This is a genomic window from Verrucomicrobiia bacterium (genome assembly GCA_035946615.1).
GTDB lineage: Bacteria > Verrucomicrobiota > Verrucomicrobiia > Limisphaerales > UBA8199 > DASYZB01.
This window is the reverse complement of the sequence record DASYZB010000027.1, coordinates 50,225-71,087: the sequence shown is the minus strand read 5'-3', so window position 1 is coordinate 71,087 and position 20,863 is coordinate 50,225. Positions and strand designations below refer to the sequence as shown.

At 58.4% G+C, this 20,863-nt stretch carries 17 protein-coding genes; 12 read left to right on the top strand and 5 right to left on the bottom strand.

What is annotated here, in order from left to right; all coding sequences use genetic code 11:
• The 6 genes from VG146_04445 to VG146_04420 all read left to right on the top strand — a co-directional run.
• Window positions 1-2,406 (top strand): hypothetical protein (locus VG146_04445; GenBank protein HEV2391596.1); only part of this gene is annotated, 2,406 nt, incomplete at its 5' end.
• A gap of 96 nt (window positions 2,407-2,502) precedes the next feature.
• Window positions 2,503-4,275 (top strand): hypothetical protein, encoded by a 1,773-nt coding sequence (locus tag VG146_04440; GenBank protein HEV2391595.1) that lies wholly within the window; start codon window positions 2,503-2,505, stop codon window positions 4,273-4,275.
• 67 nt (window positions 4,276-4,342) lie between these two features.
• Window positions 4,343-6,064 (top strand): hypothetical protein, encoded by a 1,722-nt coding sequence (locus tag VG146_04435; protein ID HEV2391594.1) that lies wholly within the window; start codon window positions 4,343-4,345, stop codon window positions 6,062-6,064.
• 9 nt (window positions 6,065-6,073) lie between these two features.
• Window positions 6,074-7,972, top strand: coding sequence for a S53 family peptidase (locus tag VG146_04430; GenBank protein ID HEV2391593.1), 1,899 nt, complete (start codon window positions 6,074-6,076; stop codon window positions 7,970-7,972).
• Window positions 7,973-8,081: 109 nt separating this feature from the next.
• The gene (locus VG146_04425) at window positions 8,082-9,635 is read left to right on the top strand and encodes a hypothetical protein (protein ID HEV2391592.1); all 1,554 of its coding nucleotides are present in this window, start codon (window positions 8,082-8,084) and stop codon (window positions 9,633-9,635) included.
• A 207-nt stretch (window positions 9,636-9,842) separates the two neighbouring features.
• Entirely contained in the window at window positions 9,843-10,310 is a 468-nt protein-coding gene (locus VG146_04420; protein ID HEV2391591.1) for a hypothetical protein, read from the top strand.
• A gap of 216 nt (window positions 10,311-10,526) precedes the next feature.
• Here the strand turns inward: VG146_04420 and VG146_04415 are convergent, their stop codons facing one another.
• Window positions 10,527-11,537, bottom strand: a complete 1,011-nt coding sequence (locus VG146_04415) for a cytochrome C-binding protein (protein ID HEV2391590.1) — start codon at window positions 11,535-11,537, stop codon at window positions 10,527-10,529.
• 133 nt (window positions 11,538-11,670) lie between these two features.
• Between VG146_04415 and VG146_04410 the strand changes: the two genes are divergently transcribed.
• From VG146_04410 to VG146_04385, 6 genes are all read left to right on the top strand, one after another.
• Window positions 11,671-11,805 (top strand): hypothetical protein, encoded by a 135-nt coding sequence (locus tag VG146_04410; GenBank protein HEV2391589.1) that lies wholly within the window; start codon window positions 11,671-11,673, stop codon window positions 11,803-11,805.
• A 223-nt stretch (window positions 11,806-12,028) separates the two neighbouring features.
• Entirely contained in the window at window positions 12,029-12,448 is a 420-nt protein-coding gene (locus tag VG146_04405) for a hypothetical protein (GenBank protein HEV2391588.1), read from the top strand.
• Window positions 12,449-12,545: 97 nt separating this feature from the next.
• A complete protein-coding gene (trxA, locus tag VG146_04400; protein HEV2391587.1) occupies window positions 12,546-12,878 on the top strand; it encodes a thioredoxin in 333 nt (110 codons plus the stop codon).
• Between the two features lie 46 nt (window positions 12,879-12,924).
• Window positions 12,925-13,926, top strand: coding sequence for a type II secretion system F family protein (locus VG146_04395; protein ID HEV2391586.1), 1,002 nt, complete (start codon window positions 12,925-12,927; stop codon window positions 13,924-13,926).
• 83 nt (window positions 13,927-14,009) lie between these two features.
• Window positions 14,010-15,161: an aminotransferase class V-fold PLP-dependent enzyme gene (locus VG146_04390; protein ID HEV2391585.1), complete on the top strand. Its 1,152-nt coding sequence runs from the start codon at window positions 14,010-14,012 to the stop codon at window positions 15,159-15,161.
• A gap of 10 nt (window positions 15,162-15,171) precedes the next feature.
• Window positions 15,172-15,471: a DUF971 domain-containing protein gene (locus tag VG146_04385; GenBank protein ID HEV2391584.1), complete on the top strand. Its 300-nt coding sequence runs from the start codon at window positions 15,172-15,174 to the stop codon at window positions 15,469-15,471.
• 7 nt (window positions 15,472-15,478) lie between these two features.
• Here VG146_04385 and VG146_04380 read toward each other — a convergent pair whose 3' ends face one another.
• From VG146_04380 to acs, 4 genes are all read right to left on the bottom strand, one after another.
• Window positions 15,479-16,159: a glycine zipper domain-containing protein gene (locus VG146_04380; GenBank protein HEV2391583.1), complete on the bottom strand. Its 681-nt coding sequence runs from the start codon at window positions 16,157-16,159 to the stop codon at window positions 15,479-15,481.
• A 109-nt stretch (window positions 16,160-16,268) separates the two neighbouring features.
• Window positions 16,269-17,183, bottom strand: coding sequence for an HAD-IIA family hydrolase (locus VG146_04375; GenBank protein HEV2391582.1), 915 nt, complete (start codon window positions 17,181-17,183; stop codon window positions 16,269-16,271).
• A 190-nt stretch (window positions 17,184-17,373) separates the two neighbouring features.
• Window positions 17,374-18,399, bottom strand: coding sequence for a TIM barrel protein (locus VG146_04370; GenBank protein ID HEV2391581.1), 1,026 nt, complete (start codon window positions 18,397-18,399; stop codon window positions 17,374-17,376).
• A 130-nt stretch (window positions 18,400-18,529) separates the two neighbouring features.
• The gene (gene acs, locus VG146_04365) at window positions 18,530-20,539 is read right to left on the bottom strand and encodes an acetate--CoA ligase (GenBank protein ID HEV2391580.1); all 2,010 of its coding nucleotides are present in this window, start codon (window positions 20,537-20,539) and stop codon (window positions 18,530-18,532) included.
• Between the last annotated feature and the right edge of the window lie 324 nt (window positions 20,540-20,863).

Here is a 20,863-nt window from a genome sequence, read left to right as displayed (position 1 = left end):
GGTGTGTTCGACGGCACCGCTTACTGGATGCAGGTGGACGTGCGCACCAATGGCGGCGGAGCTTTTACCGGGCTAAGTCCGCGCCAGGAACTGACGCCGACGCCGTACGCGGTGTACGCGGAAACCGCCAACGCGGGAGGTCTGAGCGGGACGCTCCCGGCCGGAAGCCTGAGCGGCGCCTACGGTGGCTCCCTCAGCCTGATCAATCCAGGCAACGTTTTCGCGGGCAATGGCTCTGGACTGACCAATGTTAACGCAGCCACCCTTGGGGGATTAACCGCAGGGAGTTTCTGGCGGTTGGGAGGCAACGCTGGAGTGCCTACCGGCACCAATTTCATAGGCACGACCGACAACCAGTATTTTGATATCCGAGTCAACAATCTTCGAGCCATGCGTTACCGTGTGCTGACCGATGCGGCAGGAGTGTTCAGCAATGCGCCGAATGTGATAGGCGGCTCCTCGGTGAACCTGACGGCTCCGGGTGTGGTGGGCGCAACGATCGCCGGCGGCGGCGGGAACGACACCAACGGGAACGTCTATGTGAACACAGTCGGCGCAGATTTTGGCACCGTGGGAGGCGGGTACGCCAACACCGCGGGCGGCACCAATTCGACAGTCGGTGGAGGTTATCTAAACGTGGCCAGCGGACCAGGCTCATTCATCGGTGGCGGCGGTTACGACGGGCAAAATCCCTTCGGGAATAAGGCCTCAGGAGGGGGCGCCGTGGTCGGCGGCGGTGTCTATAACGCAGCCATTGGGATGGACTCGACGGTGGGTGGCGGCTTTGGCAACGCGGCGTGGGGGGTGGGTGCTTTTGTCGGGGGCGGTGGTTATGATGGTGTGCATCAGCAGGCGAACAGCGCCAATAGCCCCGGCTCTGCCGTCGGCGGCGGCGTTGGTAACCTGAGCTCTGGTTACGAGGCAACGGTGGCCGGGGGCTATGAAAACATGGCCTATGTTGATTACACTATGGTCGGTGGCGGCTATCAAAACGCTGCCTACAGCCCCTACGCCGCAGTGGTCGGGGGCTATCAGAACACCGCCAACGGCACCAACTCGACCATCGGTGGCGGCTATCAAAACGCCGCCAACGGCCCCGGCTCATTCATCGGCGGCGGCGGTTTTGACGGAAATCTCGCCGACGGCGCGGGGAATAACGCCAGCGGGGCTGCGGCTGTGATTGGCGGCGGTTTGAAAAATACCAATCTCGCTTATTATGGAACGATTGGCGGTGGCCAACTGAACTTCGCAAACAGCTCCAGCAGCGGTTTTCTCTACGGTGGCTCGACCGTCGCGGGCGGCGCGGGCAACAAGGCCACCACCGATTTCGCGACCGTGGGTGGCGGGATTTTCAATGCCGCCAGTGGGGTGGATTCTACAGTTCCCGGCGGCATCGCCAACGTCGCCGGCGGCGTCGGCAGCTTTGCCGCCGGGCAATCGGCCCAAACGATTCATGATGGAACCTTCATCTGGGGCGACGGAACTCAAGTGTTCAATGGGGAGAACGTGGACGATGGTTTCAACGTGCTCGCCACCGGCGGGGTATATTTCTACAACGGCACCAACGGACTGCATATTGACGGGTTTGGGAATAATAATGGCACCCTTGATTATGGCCTCAAGTTCGGCGGCGCCCTTTCGAGCGGTGAAGGCATCGCTTCCCAACGGACGGCGGGCGGCAACCAATATGGCTTGGACTTTTACACCTCTTCTGCCAACCGGATGTCGATTGCCAACAACGGTTATGTCGGCATTAACACCACCAGCCCATCCGAGCGGCTTGAAGTCAACGGCCGGTTCGTGTTGATCGATGGGGCCAACGCGAACAATGGGAACGGTCCGATCGATGCCTACATCGGCGGCAATGGCGGGGGCAATGACGTGCAGATTGGCAGCATGAATAGCCTCATCACCAGCATCGGATTTTGGAACTACGCCGCTGGCGCCTGGATGCACATCGCCTGCAGCTCGATCACCATCCACGGCGGCGCCGACCTGGCCGAGCCGTTCCCAATGACCGCAGCGGCCAGGGAGATTCTTCCAGGCGCGGTTGTGGTTATTGACGAGGAGAACCCGGGCCGGCTGAAGTTGAGCGAGCGGGCTTATGACCTGCGCGTCGCGGGCGTGGTGAGCGGCGCCAACGGGATCAACCCCGGCATACAGATGCAACAGCAAGGACTGCTGGAAGGCGGCAAAAACGTGGCGCTCACCGGGCGTGTTTACGCGCAGGCCGACACCTCAAACGGTCCCATTAAGCCCGGCGATTTGCTGACGACATCAAGCCTGCCGGGCCGCGCCATGAAAGTTACCGACTACGCCCAGGCCCAGGGCGCGATTTTGGGCAAAGCCATGACGGGGTTGAGTGAAGGCAAAGGTATGGTGCTTGTGTTGGTGACTCTGCAGTGACCACGGGAGCGCCAAGCAAGCCACAAACATTGGGAAACAGGTCTCATTCCGAAAGGTGTGGTGAGGACCATAAAACCAAAGAGCTCAAACCTCTGCGTGGCGGTCAAGTGGCTCGGGCCAAGGTTGGCCCTCGGCGGCCTGCTGGTTTCATCGCATGCACTAGCCGTGGGGAGCTGGTCGGCGCTGGTGAATACCGCGCCCGATTCGGTGGCTCTGATGCTCCAACTTTCTGACGGCACGGTGATGGCTGCAAATAATACGTCCTGCGTCTTCAACTGCATTGGTAGTAGCTGGTATCGGCTGACACCCGACGGCTTTGGCAACTACGCCAATGGCAACTGGACCACACTGGCTTCGATGAACGACAGCCGCCTTTTTTATTCGAGCGAAGTTCTGACCGACGGCCGGGTTTTCGTGGCGGGGGGTGAATATGGCAGTGGTGGAGCAACGGCCGAAATATTCGATCCCCTGGCCAATGGTGGCGCTGGTTCCTGGACGTACATCAATCCGCCAACTTCTCTGCTGAACCCAAGCAAGGGCAATGGCTTTGTGGACGCGCAATCGAAGGTGTTGCCTAATGGCGACGTTCTAGAGGCCCCGATCAATCCGGCGATCAACAATGGAACTTTGATCTACAACCCTTCCGCGAATACTTGGTCCCAGGGGCCTCAAAGTGTGAACCGGCAGGTCGAGACAAGTTGGGTCAAACTGCCCGATGACAGCATTTTGACGGTTGACCCGTTAGATGGCTACAATGGAGAGCCTGGCACAAACTCAGAACGCTACATCCCTTCCCTCGGCCAGTGGGTGCCGGACGCGAATCTGCCGGTGAATTTGTGGGTCGATCTTTCAGCCGCGGGTCTCGTCGGGGAAATCGGACCGGCCTTTCTGTTGCCCGACGGGCGGGCCTTTTTCCTCGGCGGCTCCGGGCATACTGCCTATTACACCCCTTCGGGCAACAACAACCCGGGCAAGTGGACGCAAGGGCCTGACATACCCGGAGGGTTAGTGGCCGCCGACGCCCCGGGAGCCATGATGGTGAACGGCAAGATTCTCGTCGCTGTGGCTGCGCCCCCTTCTCCAAGTGGTAGCAGTGCCAATTTCCCAAGTCCGACAAGTTTCTTCGAGTTTGATTACACCGCTGGCACCAATGGAGCATTCGCCCAGACCGGCAGCCCGACCGGCGGCCTGACAGACAATATTTCATCGTATCAGTGCGCGATGCTCGTTCTTCCGTCCGGAAACGTGCTTTACTGTCACTTCGAGCAAGGGAATATCGGCTATTCCGGCTTCGGGAGTCAGCTCTACGTTTATCACCCGGACACTGGCCCCCTGGCTGCCGGCAAGCCGGCCATTTCCAGCATCACCCTGAACTCAGACGGTTCCTATCACCTCGTCGGCACTGGGCTCAACGGCATCTCCGAAGGGGCCGCCTTTGGCGACGATGCCCAGATGAACGGCAACTACCCGCTGGTGCGCCTGACTGATTACCGTGGGCACGTCTATTACGGGCGCACCTACAACTGGAACAGCACCAGCGTCCACACCGGCAGAAACCTGGTGACCACCGAGTTTACCGTGCCCGTGGCCGGTGGTAGCAATTCTCTGGTGGTGGTCGCCAACGGCATTGCGTCGGACCCAGTCACTTTCTACGGACCGGTCTGGGTTGATTTCAACAATATGGGCATTCAGAATGGCACCTACCAGTTCCCTCTTCAAACCCTGGCTGCAGGTGTAAGTCTCGTTGCCACAGGCGGGACCATTGCCTTTAAGGCCAACGTTCAGCCCAGCGTCTCGCCTGAAACCATGACGATCTCGAAACCCATGACTCTCATCTCGGTAGGCGGTCCCGCTACCATTGGACAATAATCAAAACGGTTATGTCAGAAACCAAAAGCTGGCTGGATGCAAGGAAACCTGGTCTGAGAAAAAAGCAATGAGCACTCGCAATCAAAATCGCATTCTTTCCACTAGGCGACGGCGGCTCGTGCTGGCCTTCACCGCAGCGTGGCTGCTGTTGTCGTGGCGCGCTGGAGCCGTGGGCTCCTGGATAAAGGTGGCTACCACACCTCCGGGCGGGGGCGCGGCCGGTCACATGCTGCTGCTCTCCGACGCAACGGTCATGGTTCAAGACGGCAACAGCTCCAGGTGGTTTCGACTGATGCCCGACGGCACCGGCGGCTATACGAACGGAATCTGGACGAATGATATCCTTTCGTCGTCCTACGGTCGTAAATTCTACGCGTCCGATGTCCTGCAGGACGGGAGGGTTTTCATTGCCGGCGGGGAGTATCCCACTAATGGGGCGCAACAGACCCTCTCGGAGGTTTATAATCCGTCGAACAACCTTTGGACCACAAATACGGAGACCGTAAGCGCGGTTTTTAAGGACTCAGAATCCGTGGTCCTTCCGGATGGCACTGTGTTGGTGCATCCGGTCGGTCGCGGGACCAATAGTCCAAACACCACCATGATCTACAGCCCCGTGTCAGACATTTGGAGCGTTGGACCAACCAATCAGCAAAGCCAGGGAGAAGCGACTTGGGTGAAGCTTCCCGATGATAGCATCCTCGGGGTGGACCGAGGCGCCGCAAGCTCCGAGCGCTACATTCCCTCGCTAAACACGTGGGTCCCGGACGCAAACGTTCCGGTGGCTTTGTACACCAACGGTGAAACCGGAGCGGCGTTTTTGCTGCCGGATAAACGCGCCTTTTTCCTCGGCGCCAGCGGACACACTGGCCTGTACACCCCCAGTGGCACGACGAATATAGGCTCTTGGGCCGCCGGCCCGGACATTCTCGACGGACGTTATGCTGACGACGCTCCGGCGGCCATGATGAACAACGGCAAGATTCTGTGCGTGGCGGGCACGAATGCGCCAAACGGTGGGAGCTTTGGTTTGCTGTGGTTCTACGAATACGATTACTCCGTTGGCGCCAATGGAGCTTTTCTGCCAACGAGGAGTCCGACCAATTCCGCGGTCGGCGCCTCTTTCGCTTCTGCTTCTTATAACCTTTCCATGCTGGATCTTCCGGACGGAACCGTCCTCATGAGCCTGGGGGCTTCGTCAGGCCAGCTCTATGTTTACCAGCCTGACAAGACCCCGGTGGCCTCCGGGAAGCCGACGATCGATAGCATTGGTTGGAACAAGGACGGTTCGCTGCGCCTGACCGGCAAATTGTTCAATGGCATTTCTGAAGGCTCGACCTTTGGCGATGACGCGCAGGAAGCCAGCAACTACCCAATCGTGGCCTTGAAGGATAGTCTGGGGAACGTCACCTACGCTCGTACATTTAACTGGAGCAGCACTAGTGTCATGACCGGCGGCAGGCTCATGACGACCGAAGTCACCCTCCCGGCGAGCGTTTATGACGTTCCGGCAACTTACTCGCTCGTGGTGATTGCCAACGGCATTTCCTCGGATCCCGTCACGTTTTACGGACCGGTCTGGGTGGACTTCAACGTCTCCTTCCCGAGCCCAAATGGCACTTATTCATTCCCCTATTCCAAGCTGGCGGAGGGGACCAACGCCGTATTGAGCGGCGGGACCATCGCCATCAACGCCGGCACCCAACCCAGCGATTCGACCGAAACTATGACGATTTCAAAACCCATGACTATCATCTCGGTGTTTGGCCCTTCCACCATCGGACATTAGCTCCCGGCTATGGATAGCAAATCGCTAGGTCTCGTCGTCTGCGTTCTGGAACTTTTCTCATGCTCCCGCGCCGCTCCGGCTGCAGAAACGGCGACGCTGCGGGGGCACGTGCCGGAAGTCATCAAACGCCTCAACCTCCAACCGGTGGGCCGGCTGCCGGCTGCCCAGCGCTTGAACCTGGCCATCGGATTGCCCCTGCGCAACCAGAGCGCCCTCACCAACCTGCTCCAGCAGCTTTACGATCCGAGCAGCGCCAATTTCCATCGTTACCTGACGCCGGAGCAGTTCACTCAGCAGTTTGGGCCGACCGAAGCCGATTACCAGGCCGTCCTCCACTTTGCCCAAACCAACGGGTTCGTGGTGACGAGTACGTTTACCCACCGTCAACTCGTGGATGTGTCAGCCGCGGTGTCGGATATTGAGAAGACATTCCACATCTACTTGCGCGCCTACCAGCATCCGACCGAGCCGCGGGAGTTCTTTGCGCCGGATATCGAACCGTCCGTGCCAACGAATGTCCCCATCCTGAGCATCAGCGGACTGAACAATTACGCCCAGACAACGGCCCTTCGCCGGCGGCCAAACAACCCGCCATCGGGCGGCGCAGCGGGAACGGGGCCTTTCGGGACTTACCAGGGCAAGGATTTCAGGAACGCATATGTGCCGGGAGTAAAGTTAAACGGTTCCGGCCAGTATGTGGGCCTGGTGGAGATGGACGGTTTTTACGCCAGTGACATTAGAGCTTACGAGACTCGGGCCGGCTTGCCGAATGTGCCCATTACCGTGATTTCGTTGTCCGGCTCTTCCGGTTATCCGGATAACAACACCAACGCCGTAGCCGAAGTATCGCTGGACATTGAAATGGTAATTTCCATGGCGCCAGGCCTCGCGGGTTTGTACGTCTTTGAGGGCAATTCCTATGACGAAATTCTGGGCAGCATGGCCACATACGCCGGGATCAAGCAATTCAGCAGTTCCTTTGTCGGGTATGGGTTCGACTCAAGCGGTGACAACCTCCTCCAGACGATGGCCGCTCAAGGACAATCCTTTTTTCAAGCCTCCGGCGACGGCGACGCTTATACGGTGCCTATCACGGCGCCCAGCGACTCTCGCTACGTTACCAGCGTGGGAGGGACCCAGTTAATTATGGACGCGACCGCAAGCAATTACGTTTCGGAGACCGTGTGGAATTCGGGGTTTCAAAACCCTGGATGGGGCCAAAACGGAGGTGTGCCCGGTGGTGGCTATTGGGGAAGCGGTGGCGGGGTCAGCAGCAGTTACTCGGTTCCCGGCTGGCAGCAAGGTGTCAATCTGCCGGCGGTCGGCGGATCGACGTCCCAGCGTAACATTCCCGACGTCGCCCTGGTAGCCGTTAATGTCTGGGTCAATTATTTTAATGGTCTATCAGGAAATTTTGAGGGCACTAGCATCGCCGCGCCGCTTTGGGCCGGCTTTACCGCCCTGGTCAATCAGCAGGCCGCCGCGGACGGAAAACCTGCGGTCGGGTTTGTCGCCCCTGCTTGCTATGCGATCGGCGAGGGGAGCCAATATAACAACTGTTTCCACGACATCACGGTTGGAAACAATTTTTGGCCGGGAAGTCCCAGCCAATTCAACGCGGCCGTGGGTTACGACCTATGCACCGGCTGGGGCACACCGAACGGAGCGGCGATGATTCGAGCGCTCGAGGGGTATGCCGGACCGGTGTTTGTTGACTTCAACTACACCGGTTCCACTAGGAACGGCAGTTATGATGCGCCGTTCAAAACCATCACGGAGGCCACCAACGCTGTCGCCACGAAAGGGACTCTCTTTATCAAGACTTCTGGATCGAGTTCCGAAACACTGACCATCTCCAAACCGATGACCATTACCACCCTGGGCGCCACAGCCACGGTCGGCCATTAATCTGGTCAAGCTAGACACAACGCGAATGGAATTAAGCAACCTACACCCAACGAATGACGCCCGGGGATGCTTCGCTTCAGTCGTTTTGAGCGCGAAAGTTTGAGAAAATATGAAAATCAACCACCTCATCCAAATCCTCATTGGGGGCTTCGTGCCCTTCCACATGTGGGCGCAACCCGTTCCGGTACCCGACGTTCTTGGCAGCGCCAGTTCTTTTACTGTGATTGCGGTCGAGGGGGATGGTGACTATCAAACCAACTCCGATCTGGATGACTTCAGCGCTTCAGGGTCCTGCTACAGTCAACTCGACGGGAGCGCGGCATCCGCCGCGCAATGGATTAATTACCTCTTCGGGACGGAGTTCAATGGCGCGGGCAGGCTTCGCGTGGTGGCCGGCAACTATCTGGGTGAACCAAGCACCAGTGCCGTCGGCACAACATCTGTTTATATCCTCTTCAAAATCACGAACTCGTTCCATTATCAGTTCGAATCTACCGTTACAACCACCCAGGATATACTCGGCCACGTCACCTTCGACGGCATTGACAATTCCAACGGGACGATGCTGGCAAACGGCACCATTTCGTCAAACCTGTACGCACTGCACGCCCTCATGGCCCAGGGGAATGGTTCCGGGGATGGGGAAGGAACCTGGTCGTATTCATTGTCACTGACGCCGGCTAACACGCCGGCGCGGCTCAGCGCGGCTCAAAAATCCGATCTTTATGCGCAGTTGTCAGCTTCGAGGACACTTTCCAACCTGCTGGCCGCCCAGGCCAACAATGAGGCGCCTGCGGAGCGCCTGGAGTTCCTGCAGGCTTCGGTAGTCATCCTTGCCTTGGCGAATGATCTGGACCAGGACTTCCTGGACCCCCTCGATACGAATTATACCGTGATTTCACAGGCGGCGCCGCTGCCAGTCACCCCCCTTGCCGCAGGCAACGGTATCACCCAGCTTGAAGCGGATGATTACAACGCGTGGCTCACCAATCTTTCGCTGACCGCCGGGTATGACGCGGCCCTCACCAGTTCCCTCAATCGGGCTCAAGGGGCGGCCTTTGCGGGCAATTCCTTCTGGGACACGGCTCAGATGAACGCCGCGGCGCAGTTCGAGGCCCAACTGGCGGCGCTCTTTGACCAGGAACCGGCGCTCAGGTCCAATGTGGTGGCTCAGTTTGAATCCGATGGGTTTCAGGGCGCGATGGTCACCACCAATGACGCCATCGCTTTGCAAACGCAGATTTCCACCAACGGATTGCCTGCTGGCCTGCTGGACGCGCTGACGGGGCTTGGGGCGGACTCGCAAACTATTACGAATATTCAGAACAATCTGTTGACGGCAGACGCGGGCACCCTGGCCGGCAGTTTTCCAGAAAGTCTTGTCAATACAAATCTTGACTTGGCGGCGCAGACACTCGCCTCCGGCCTGAGAAATGCTTCCCTGAGATTGATGAATGCAAGCTTGCTTCCGGGTGGACAACTCCGCTTCGATTTGCCGACTGAGCCAGGATATGCCTATACCATTCAATTTGCTCAAAACCTCGGTAATCCGGCAGGTTGGACGACGCTCTTCACCAACCACGCAACCACACCGTTGACATCGTTTACCAATACTCTTCCCCCGAACGCGCCGGCCGGGTTTTACCGGGCGTCGCACAATTGAACCTCTTGAGCGGGCTTTTGGGAGCGTCTTCGGGCTTGCCGTCCCCTGCCTTTGGAGGCAGGTTGGCTCTGTGCTGGTAAAGCAGAAGAGCAAAAACACGCAGGATCTCGCGGCGCGCATTTTCCGTCGCCTTAAAAAGACTCGCGGGATGGATGAGCATGAGCGGTGGCAGCACGCCCTTTGCTTCGCCATGTCCCCACAAGAACGATGCCACTTCAGCATCAAGACAGCCCGCTCGGCCTATTCCTTAAAGGGCTCCACCAGGAAAAAATAAAGTTCATCCTCATTGGAGCGATGGCAGCTATCGAGCAGGGGGCGCCCCTGATGACGCTGGATTACGACTTTTGGGTCCACCTTCCTGAGCGTCAGTATGTTCGCCTGCTGACTATCGTTCAGCGTCTTGGCGGGACGATCCGCGCCCGAACCCTGTACCAATTGAGCGACGAGACCCAAGTCAATGCCATCTTCCAACCCGACGGTCTGCGATCATTTGAGAAGGAATGGCGGCACTGCCGGTTAGGCAAATTGGAAGGTGTCTCGCTACACATTCTTCCCCTGGCCCGAGTAATCGCCAGCAAACGGGCCGCAGCAAGAGACAAAGACAAGGCTGTTCTCCCCATCCTCGAACGCACGTTGCGCCTCCGAAAGCGACTGGCGAAAGGAACAGCACGCTAAGAGCCTAGGACTGGATTAGGGATGCGGACCTTCCCGTCAAGGTGTTTACCAACGGCGAAACCGGGGCCGCGTTTCTATTGCCCGACGGGCGCGCATTTTTCCTCGGCGCCAGTGGACACACCGCCCTCTACACCCCGAGGGACGCTTGCTCCGGCGCTCGCTGCGGTTAAAAAGTTTTCGGGGTTCGTGTAAATTCGTCAAATTCGTGTCTTGGTTTCATGGCGGTTGCGATGCTGCGTAAGCTGCAAGGGCAGTCATGTCCTCGATCGCAAGCTTCTCGACGGTGGGTTTCATCAAGGCGCTTCCGATTCCGGCTCGCGCACCGTGTTTGAAATCATAGAGCTGGCGCACGAGGTAACTGGGCGAACGACCGGCAATGCCTGGAATGGGCCCCAGTCCTTTGAGGCCGGGGCCATGACAGATGGCGCACTGCACTGTCCGGCCCTGCCCTCCCGTCGTGGCCAGCGCTTTGCCTTTCTCAATGCTGCCGATGGGGACGTACGCTATGAAACGCGAGCGTGAATCCCGGCTGATAAACTGTTCCAAGTTCTCCGGCACCTCGATAATCCTTTGGCCAATCGGCTCCGTTTCGCCGTTTTTCAAATCCACTAAATGCCAGCCATGCGCGTGGGTCTTGGGCACGGTATTGGTTTCAATGACCTGAATAATCGATTTCAATTTCAGAGTGGAAAAATAAGCTGCCGCTGCTTCGGAGTCTTCCGTGGAGGCGGCTTTGGCCAGCGCAATCATTGCTTTGGGCGGACCTCTTTGGGGCACCGAGGTCCTTCGCGCTCCGCTCTTGAAGTCCGCCATCTGTTGCACAATGTAGATCGCCGGGAGCGCGGCCAGACTCGTGTTTTCCGGACCTCCGGTTCCCTCGGCACGGTGACAATAGCCGCAGGCGAGCACGTCCGGCTTTTTGCCGCGCGCGACAATTTCAGGCATGGGCGGATGGTCCTGGGGGTGCCAGTCGGGAGAAAAGAAGCCGTCAGATACCTGGCTAAGGCTGAAGCCCAGCTTGCTATCGGGAACACGTCGCAAAGCCCCGTTATCGCGGGGCGCCTTCAGGCCCCCAGCATCGACCGGATATGCCCAAACCGGCGGACCGTTATCCTCCCCGACGGCAATTAGGGTTCCCGCATTCCCCGATAAAGCCAAAACTGCTGCCACTAAGGTCCATCGGTTCAACCTCTTGCGGCGAACTGCGCAATTGAAAATATGGCGCATGGTGAAACTTCAAACTAAAACGGTTCGTATAGCTATTAGCTACTTATGGAGAATAATGCTGGCGAGTGCAATGAATGGCTGACTCAGCACGCTTCGGGCTGACGCCCATCCGACGCTGCTTGATTGGGCGGATATGCAGGCGAAGCTGGCGGACATGTTTGGCCGCCCGGTGGACCCAGTGAGCCGGCGCGGCATCGAGAGGAGCCGCAACCGGTACCGCAAACATTCAATTCTGACAACGGCGACGCCCATTTATGCGGAGGGATGAGGCCTACCTGGAGGATATCCTTGAAGCGGCCAGGTCTGTGCGGCGTTTTCACCGACGGAGTTTCTTTGGAAGAATTCAAAGCGAACGAAGAAAAGTATGAGGCGGTGAATCGCAAGTTCGAGATCATTGGGGAAGCTGCAGAAAGAAGCAGGAGGAGACGAATGCGAATAAGAGTTTGACACCTGCCTCGCGGGCTTTTAGCTTGAAAGGCAGTAATATTGTTATGGCTGAGAACATTCCTAATATCCCGGCTGGCGCTGTTCCGCCGAAAAAAGAAACCGGAAAGGTCCAACCTAAGAAGGAGACTGTCCGGATCAATTTGCCGCCTAAACCCTCGGCCGCTCCGACGATCAAGTTGCCCACACTGCCTCCGGGCGGACCCGCAGCCGCCGCTGCAGCCCCGGCTGCCGCTGCGGCTCCGGCACGCGGAGCGGCCCCAGCGGCCGCACCAAGGGCCAGCGCCGCACCCACCGCAGCCGGCGTCCCCAGGCCAGCAGCGCCTCCGGCCCCACGTCCAGCGCCCATGATGTCCGTCATGCCGGCCATCAGCCCGGTGGATAAAATTCTGGCCGTGGCTGCGGCGTTCATTGGGCTGGCAGCGGCTCTTTCGACCGCCTATTGCATCTTTATGCTTCCGAATTGAGGGCGTGAGGGAACCTTCTGAACCAAGGGCCTGTGACAAAGTCGCCGATTGCCAATTGGCCCTAACATGTCGAACGCTGAACCGCTGATTATTTCATATGGCTGATCCCAGAATTGTTTCACTAACGCAGGACAACTTTTCCAAAGAAGTGCTGGAATCGGAAAAACCGGTTCTAGTGGATTTTTGGGCGGAGTGGTGCGGCCCTTGCAAGATGCTGGCGCCAATTTTGGATGAACTGGCCCAGGAATATGATGGCCGGGTCCGAATCGCTAAAGTCAATATTGACGAACACCAAGGGCTGGCTGCCGAGTATGGCATCCACTCGATCCCGACCTTGCTTCTGTTCCAACAGGGCCAGGTCGCAAACCAAATGGTCGGTTTGCGCACTAAAAAGGACCTCAAAGCCAGTTTCGACCGTGTAGCGGCCTAAAGGGCTGCGGCGCGGAATGCTATGGCCCGGGTCTGCCGGACATGCGATGCCGCTCATTTTTACACCCGGCCAACTCAGGCAGAGAGCGGAGTTTTATCACCAGCTTTATCAGCTCACTGGCGCCGGGATTGGGCTGCCGGCGGCCCTGCGACAGCTAAGCCAGAATCCTCCCGGGCCGGCATACCGCAGGCCGGTTGGCGAACTGCTTAAACACATCGCGGACGGGAACTCGTTCACGGACTCTCTTGAGGCCCTTCCTGCCTGGCTGCCCTCCTTCGATATCGCTTTGCTCAGCGCAGGCGAGCAGAGCGGAAGGCTCGATGCCAGTTTCCGCCTGCTGGCCGATTATTACCAGGATCGGGCCCGAGTCGCCCGCCAGATGCTGGCCGATTTGGCCTACCCGGTCTTTCTGTTTCACTTTGCGATTTTTATCTTTGCCTTCGTGCGCTGGTTCCGGGCGGGCACTTGGTTCAGCTTCTTATCTCAAACCGTAGGCGTGCTGCTTCCAATTTACGCCGCCGTTGGCCTGATGATTTATACGGTCCAAAGCCGCCATGGCGAGGGCTGGCGCGGCTGGATAGAGCGTCTGCTTAATCCTCTGCCCCTTTTAGGAACTGCACGGCGCTATTTGGCTCTCGCCCGCCTCTCGGCCGCTCTGGAAGCGCTCCTAAGCGCCGGGGTGACTATCATCGAGGCATGGGAGCTGGCTGGGGCTGCTAGTGGCTCGCCCGCCCTGCGCCGCCTGGTCCTTTCCTGGCGCCCGCTCGTGGACGCGGGGCAGACCCCGGCAGAAGCCGTGCGGGCCTCAGCGAGTTTTCCAGACTTGTTCGTCAACCAATACGCCACTGGCGAGATCAGTGGAAAGCTGGACGAAACCCTCCGGCGGCTGCACGGCTATTATCAGGATGAAGGGTCGCGCAAGCTCCATACAGTGACGCAATGGGTCCCACGGGCCATTTATTTGTGTGTGATGGCCCTTATCGCGTTTTGGGTGATTAGATTTTACGTCGATTATTTTCACCAGGTCGCAGCAGCCGGTGGATTTTGAAAATCGCTAGAATTCTTTAAGGGGATTTCGGCGGATGTGGACGGCTCTGGACAGCACGCCAGGGTCTTGCGTATTTTTTTGCGATGACATTAACCGACCTGCTCTCCAAGGAAGAATTGCGCCGGCGTGAATTTCCGGTCACGCAGCACAAGGTCTTCCTGGCGCACGCGGCCGTTTGCCCTTTATCGCGGAGGGTGTGCGAAGCAGTCGCTTCTTTTGCCCGGCAAGGCGCTACAGGAGATCAGGAGGCATTCGTTTATCCGGCCATCCTGACCCAAGCCCGCAGTCTGGCGGCCCAGTTGCTGCACTGCCAACCCGAGGAAGTCGCCTTAGTGGGCCCCACCTCGCTGGCGTTGAGCTTTTTCGCCAGCGGACTCAAATTGCGGCGGGGCGACAACATCCTGATTTATTTCGAAGATTATCCTTCCAATGTTTATCCTTGGATGGCCCTGGCTGAACAAGGAGTGGAGGTGCGCCTGATGAATACCCGTGGCCTGGGCGCCATCCGCCCCAAAGACGTGCTGGGCCAGGTCGATGAAAACACAAGGCTGGTCGCTCTGGCCTCCTGCCATTTTGTCAGCGGTTACCGGCTCGATTTTCAAACCATTGGCCGGCTCCTGCGCGAGCGGCGAATTCTTTTCTGCCTCGATGCGATTCAGACGCTAGGGGCTTTCCCTATGCCAACCGAACAGGTGGACCTTTTGGCCGCCGACGCGCACAAATGGCTGCTTGGCCCCTGCGGGGCCGGTGTTATGTACGTGCGCCATTCCATCCAGGACCGGCTTAACCCGCCGGTCTATGGCTGGCATAACGTCCAGTGCCCGGATTTCGTTGCTCAGGAAAAAATCGTTCTTCGCAGTGGCGCGGCCAAGTACGAAGCAGGCACGCAGAATCTCCTGGGTTTGGTGGGGCTGAAAGCTGCAATGGAGTTGCTGCTCGAACTGGGTATAGAAAATATTGCCAAAGAATTGCTTCGCAAAAGGGCCTGGCTCGCCCCCGCGCTTCAGGCCAAAGGATACACCGTTTTGCACGCGGACGTTCCGCCCGAGAATACCGGCGGCATCACCTCGTTCCATCAGCCCGGGAAAGACCTGGCCCCGCTTCATCAAAAGCTCCTTCAAGCCAATATCGTCACTTCGTTGCGCGTGGATAGGACGGGCACAAAGTACATTCGGCTCTCGCCGCATTTTTACAACACGGACGAGGAGTTGCATCGTCTGCTCGAATTGCTCTGAACCGGGAGTCATGCTGCCACTCGACATTCAATCCGTCGGCAACGAACTCGCCATCAAATGGGAGGACGGCACGGAGACGTATATCCCACTGGGAAAACTCCGCCGCGCCTGCCCTTGCGCCGGGTGCAAGGGCGAACGCGATGTCATGGGCAATCTCTACAAAGGCCCGGAGCAACCCCTGAGGCCCTCGTCGTTCGAGTTGCGCGCGCTAATCCGAATTGGCGCCTATGCCCTCCAACCTGCCTGGGCCGATGGTCATAACACCGGCATCTACAGCTTCGATTACTTGCGGCGCATAGCTCAAAGCTGACCTGCTCTTAATAATGCGGCGGGGGAGCAGTGGGCGGCGGAACAGCGGGGGCGGATGGGGCTGGTCCGGGAGGTGGCGGCACCGGTTGGTTCAAATAGCTGTTGGGCGTCGGCGCCCCCGGCGGTTGGGCCATCAATTGATCGCGCACATTCCGGTTAATCTGCGGCATTTGATCGATCACATATTGATCAACGCCGTTGTTGCGCAAATAGTCCTGCTGCTCGGGTGTCAATTCAAACACTTGTCCCGTAGCCTGCAACCGTTGGAGCATTTGCTGATCTGACAAACCAGCGCGCTTCATGGCCACAACTTCATCCATTGTGACAAAGCCGTCTCCATTGAGGTCGGCGGTCGGGGCGTTCAAGGCCATTTGGGGAGTAGCCGGGTGGGTTTGTGCGTTGGCAACGGCCTGTTGCGCCGCGCTCGTATCGTGGCCCATGATCTGGTCTTTATTTGCGCCAATCAGATAGCCACCGCCCGCGCCCACGGCGCCGCCCAGCAATGCGCCCAATAACCGATGATGTTCGCCGCCAACCAGGGCGCCCGTCGCCGCTCCCCCCACACCCCCGATGGCCGCCCCTTGCTCTCCCGACGTGCCCGGAAGTTGACGGCAGCCGGTCTCAGTGGCCAAAACGGCAGCCGCCAAGCCGCTGGCTGCCATGATTCGATACAAATTGGTCTTTCGCATAAGACTCCTTTTTCTGCAAAAAACCTCCAACCCCCTTCGCACTTTTAAAATGGGGTGAAATAGGTACAGGGGTTCTTCACAGAAGCAAACCTCGCGGAACTCGGCCCTACTATCTCGCCATAGGCGGGCGCGGCTTGTGGGGATGCTGGGAGTCGGTTTGATGCCGGTTTCCAAAGCGAGCACCGGTCGAGGCCGTTTGAGAGAAAACCGGGCTGTCCAGGCGGCTGGAGGGTTTGCCTGAATTCATCTCCTCGATGAGGTCCGCCACACTTCGCAGCACCCGCGTCGGCTGATAGACGTAGTCAATGACGTTCTCGATACGAGTGGAGCCGCTCAAGACCAGGTAGGATTGCAGACCGGCCTCAACCGCGCCCCGGATGTCTGTCTCCATGGTGTCACCTATGACCACAGTCTCATCGAGTTTGGCGCCGCCGGCCATGTCCGTGAGTTTGCGGCGGGCGCGATGGAACATGTAGCCATTGGGTTTCCCCAGGTAATAGGCGCGCCGCCCGGTGCTGGCTTCGAGAAACGCAGCGGTGGCGCCGGCCCCCGGTCGCGTCCCGTCGCTGGAGACAGGGCACCAGTTGTCGGGGTTCGTCGCCAGGAGCCGCGCGCCCCGCTCAATGCACGAATGGGCCTTGGCCAGTTTTTCCAACGAGGCCGCCCCCTCGCCCACTACAACGTAGCTGGGATGAATGGCGTCATTTGCTATCTTATGTCCATGTAAAGCCGTCAGCAGCCCCCCTTCTCCAATGACAAATACAGTGCAGGCCGGATGGGTTTCATTGAGAAAATCCGCTGTGTTCAGCGCGGAAGTATAAAAATGCCTCGGCGAAAGCCCTGGAATGCCCAAGTGCCCAAGACGCACGGCGAGGTCCTCTGGGGTAGGCGCGGAATTGTTGGTTAAAAAAATAAACGGCGCGCCGTTCATGATGAGCGCCTCGACGAAATCCTTTGCGCCCGGGACGAGGTGATTCTCGCGGTAAATGACGCCGTCCATATCGATCAAATAGCCTGTTTTCATAAGCGAGGCGGCCTGGCCTGTGCCGCAGAAGGGAAAAGAAACACCAATCCTTGGCACGGCGAGAATCGCCTCGACATAAGCAGAGCAAGACCCCTGCCGCCGGGCGCCAAGGCAGAAATGAGGCGTGTGAACCGAGTTACCGCAGCGAAGCTTCCTGGATTTGCGCAGCGTGGATAAAAGGCAACAACAGCTACCCAATATACTCTCGCATCATCCTCAGGTAACGGCGGCAGGTCTCCTTCATGTCACCGGGATTTTTATCCTGTTCGATGGAAGCAAACCCATCGAAGCCGACATCCTTCAGGGCATCGACAATGGCTTTGAAATCCATGACTCCGTCGCCAATCATTGGGAATCTGCGCATCAGGCCGTCGATGTCACGCATATGGAGATTCAGGAGTTGGTGGCGCACCTTGTAAACGGCCACAGGCGGGTATTCGCGCTGCAACATGGTCCAGCCGGCGTCGAGGTTGTACCCAAGAGCCGGGTCGCGAATCTCATCCCAGAGCCGGCGGAATGAGGCGGCCTCGGGCATTAGCGTATGAGTGTGCTGCTCGATGGAGAATTTCAAATCATGCGCCTTGGCCCGCTCCAGGCAGGCCCTGGTCGTTTCGACGTATCCAGCCCAGACGCTGTCCCAATCAAAACCAGAGGCAATGTCGATGTGGAACTTTTCGCCTGGCTTGGGATGAGGTAGTTCGTAATAACGCGGCAAATAATCGCCAGGCCCTCGCAACTCGCGCGCCCAGGGCGCCACGATATTGATAAGGCGCGCGCCCAGCCTTTGCCCGATGCGGCAGCCTGCCTCGAAGTGGTCCAATGCCAGCTCGCGCTCATCCGGTTTCCGGCTCGAAAGCCCTTCGACTACCGGCTGGAACAGGACGAACTGTGACACTTGCAGTTTATTCTGTTCCAGCTTCTGCTTGTAATGGTCCACCCGGGTATCGGTCCAGAAGCCTTTGAGGTCCCGGCTCGCGGTCACGATCAATTCGATGCCGTCGAAGCCCAACTCCCCGACAGTATCGATAGCCCGCTCGGGGTCCACTCCGGGAGAAAAATCGTGAAAGCACCAGCTTAAACAACCCACCTTGGGTTTGCCCTTGGCCGGCGCAGGCTCCGGAGAATTGGCCGCGCTGGATGCCAGCGGCATGGCGGCAGTGGCCAGGGCAGTGACCCGCAGAAAATCGCGGCGGTTGAGAGTGGTTGGTGTATTCATGATGGCGCCCCTTGGGGTTTTGACTGAGAGGACTTTTTCATGCGGAACGGCGGGCATAATGACTCCCGGCGATTCCCAAGTCAATTGAGTCCGATGTGATGCGGGAAGGCGCTGCAAACCTCGTTCAGGGTCACTCCTCGATTTTGGACAGTTTGGCCAGGACGTTGAGGTCTTCGAGCGTGGTGGTGTCGCCCTGGATTTCTGTGCCAGCGGCGATTTGCTTTAAGAGCCGGCGCATGATTTTGCCGGAGCGGGTTTTAGGCAAGGCGTCGGCGAAACGGATATCATCGGGCTTGGCCACTGGCCCGATCTCTTTGGCGACGTGCTGGCGCAACTCCTCCTGGAGCGCGTGGGCCGGCTGAACGTCTCCTTTCAAAGTTACAAATGCGACCAGCGCCTGGCCTTTTAAGGCATCAGGTCTGCCCACCACGGCCGCTTCAGCCACTTTGGGATGGCTCACCAGGGCGCTCTCGACTTCCGCGGTGCCGATGCGATGGCCGGCCACATTCAGGACATCATCGATTCGGCCCACGATCCAAAAGTACCCATCTTTATCCTGCCGGCTGCCGTCGCCCGTGAAATAACTGCCTGGCACTTCACCCCAATAAACCGATTTGTAACGTTGCGGGTCGCCCCAAAGGCCACGCAGCATGCCGGGCCAGGGCCGGCGCAGGACGAGCTTGCCGCCGCTGTTACGAGGGACCGCTTTACCATTGTCATCCACCACCTCGGGCACGATCCCGAAGAAAGGCAGTGTTGCCGAGCCGGGCTTGGTGGGAGTGGCGCCGGGCAGAGGCGTGATGAGGATGCCCCCGGTCTCGGTTTGCCACCAGGTATCGACGATAGGACAGCGCTTGCCGCCGATGACCTCGTAATACCACATCCAGGCTTCGGGATTGATCGGTTCGCCGACGGTCCCCAGGAGCCGCAGGGAGGTCAGGTCATGTTTCTTTGGCCACTCGACTCCCCATTTCATGAAAGCGCGAATGGCGGTTGGCGCGGTGTATAATACCGTCACTCCATACTTTTCCACGATTTTCCAAAAACGATCGGGTTCAGGGAAATTCGGAGCGCCTTCGTACATGAAACTGGTGGCGCCATTGGCCAATGGACCATACACGACGTAGCTATGGCCGGTTACCCAGCCGACGTCGGCTGTACACCAGTACAAATCCTCTTCGCGCAGATCGAAGATCAGACGGGTGGTGAGCTTGACATAGAGCAGGTAACCGGCGGTGGTATGAAGGATGCCTTTGGGCTTGCCGGTTGAGCCGCTGGTGTAAAGGATAAAGAGGGGCGCCTCGCTATCCAGCGGCTCGGCAGGGCAGCGCGCATCTACTTTTGTGAGTTCCACGTGCCACCATAAGTCGCGACCGTCCTGGAATTGTATCTCGTTGCCCGCCCGGCGCAAGACGATGACCTTCTCGATGGTTTTGCCAAGCAGCTTGCCATCGTGGTCTTTGAGGGTAAGGGCCTCATCGACGTTTTGCTTGAGCGGCACAACTGTCCCGCGCCGAAAACCGCCGTCAGCCGTGATAACCAATTTGGCCTGGGAATCCTGGATACGGTCGGCTACAGATTGGGCGCTAAAGCCGCCGAAGACGACCGAGTGGACGGCGCCAATCCGGGCACAGGCGAGCATCGCGATGGCTGCCTCAGGAACCATGGGAAGGTAAATCAGGACGCGGTCGCCCTTTGTAATGCCGTGCCGCTTGAGCACGTTGCCGAAAAGGCAAACCTCATGGTGCAATTGTTTATAGGTCAGAGTGCGTTCCTCCCCGGCCCTGCCGGGCGCTGCGGGTTCGCCTTCCCAGACGAGAGCGGCCTTATTGGCTGTGGCTGTGCCCAGATGCCGGTCGAGGCAGTTGGCGCTGACGTTGAGGCGCCCGCCATTAAACCACTTTGCGAAAGGTTCCTTCCATTCCAACACTTTTGTCCACGGTCTGCTCCAGACCAGCTCGGCTTTAGCTTGTTTGGCCCAGAATTTCTCAGGAGCTTCCACCGATTCCTTGTAGAGCTTGCGGTATTGGGCCAGCGAACGGATGTGGGCGCATTTCGAGAATTCTTTTGGTGGCGCAAAAACCCGGGTTTCCTGCAGGATAGATTCGATGCCGGCTGAGGCGGTTTGAGTATCAGGCATATCAGCGATGGTTCACCCCCATATAGGCGACAGGGTGTGCGCCGTCAACTGTGGAGCCGTGGGCCAAGGCATTCGGGCGATCTGCCAGTGAAAAGGTCGGTTCCCAACCTTTGCAGGAGACGTTAGGAGACGACGTAAGGAGTCGAGTCTCTGATCAAGATTGCCGGCTGGTCGCCTTTGGCTTCACCCGGGAGTTGCTATCAGAGACTCCTTACGTCGTCTCCTACACTCAGGAATGGGCTTCGACTTTGTCATTAGCCCTCCTCGGTCTGGCGATCCAGCACAGGGAACGCTAACGAGCCAAAACGCCGGCGCTCGACTTTG

Bases quoted from the DNA above. Each gene is read 5' to 3' on its own strand.
- VG146_04380 (HEV2391583.1), bottom strand. From the start codon at position 16,159: ATGCGAAAGACCAATTTGTATCGAATCATGGCAGCCAGCGGCTTGGCG.
- VG146_04435 (HEV2391594.1), top strand. From the start codon at position 4,343: ATGAGCACTCGCAATCAAAATCGCATTCTTTCCACTAGGCGACGGCGG.
- VG146_04385 (HEV2391584.1), top strand. From the start codon at position 15,172: ATGCTGCCACTCGACATTCAATCCGTCGGCAACGAACTCGCCATCAAA.
- VG146_04395 (HEV2391586.1), top strand. From the start codon at position 12,925: ATGCCGCTCATTTTTACACCCGGCCAACTCAGGCAGAGAGCGGAGTTT.
- VG146_04405 (HEV2391588.1), top strand. From the start codon at position 12,029: ATGGCTGAGAACATTCCTAATATCCCGGCTGGCGCTGTTCCGCCGAAA.
- VG146_04370 (HEV2391581.1), bottom strand. From the start codon at position 18,399: ATGAATACACCAACCACTCTCAACCGCCGCGATTTTCTGCGGGTCACT.
- VG146_04420 (HEV2391591.1), top strand. From the start codon at position 9,843: ATGCCACTTCAGCATCAAGACAGCCCGCTCGGCCTATTCCTTAAAGGG.
- trxA (HEV2391587.1), top strand. From the start codon at position 12,546: ATGGCTGATCCCAGAATTGTTTCACTAACGCAGGACAACTTTTCCAAA.
- VG146_04425 (HEV2391592.1), top strand. From the start codon at position 8,082: ATGAAAATCAACCACCTCATCCAAATCCTCATTGGGGGCTTCGTGCCC.
- VG146_04410 (HEV2391589.1), top strand. From the start codon at position 11,671: ATGCAGGCGAAGCTGGCGGACATGTTTGGCCGCCCGGTGGACCCAGTG.
- VG146_04430 (HEV2391593.1), top strand. From the start codon at position 6,074: ATGGATAGCAAATCGCTAGGTCTCGTCGTCTGCGTTCTGGAACTTTTC.
- VG146_04375 (HEV2391582.1), bottom strand. From the start codon at position 17,183: ATGAAAACAGGCTATTTGATCGATATGGACGGCGTCATTTACCGCGAG.
- VG146_04415 (HEV2391590.1), bottom strand. From the start codon at position 11,537: ATGCGCCATATTTTCAATTGCGCAGTTCGCCGCAAGAGGTTGAACCGA.
- acs (HEV2391580.1), bottom strand. From the start codon at position 20,539: ATGCCTGATACTCAAACCGCCTCAGCCGGCATCGAATCTATCCTGCAG.
- VG146_04390 (HEV2391585.1), top strand. From the start codon at position 14,010: ATGACATTAACCGACCTGCTCTCCAAGGAAGAATTGCGCCGGCGTGAA.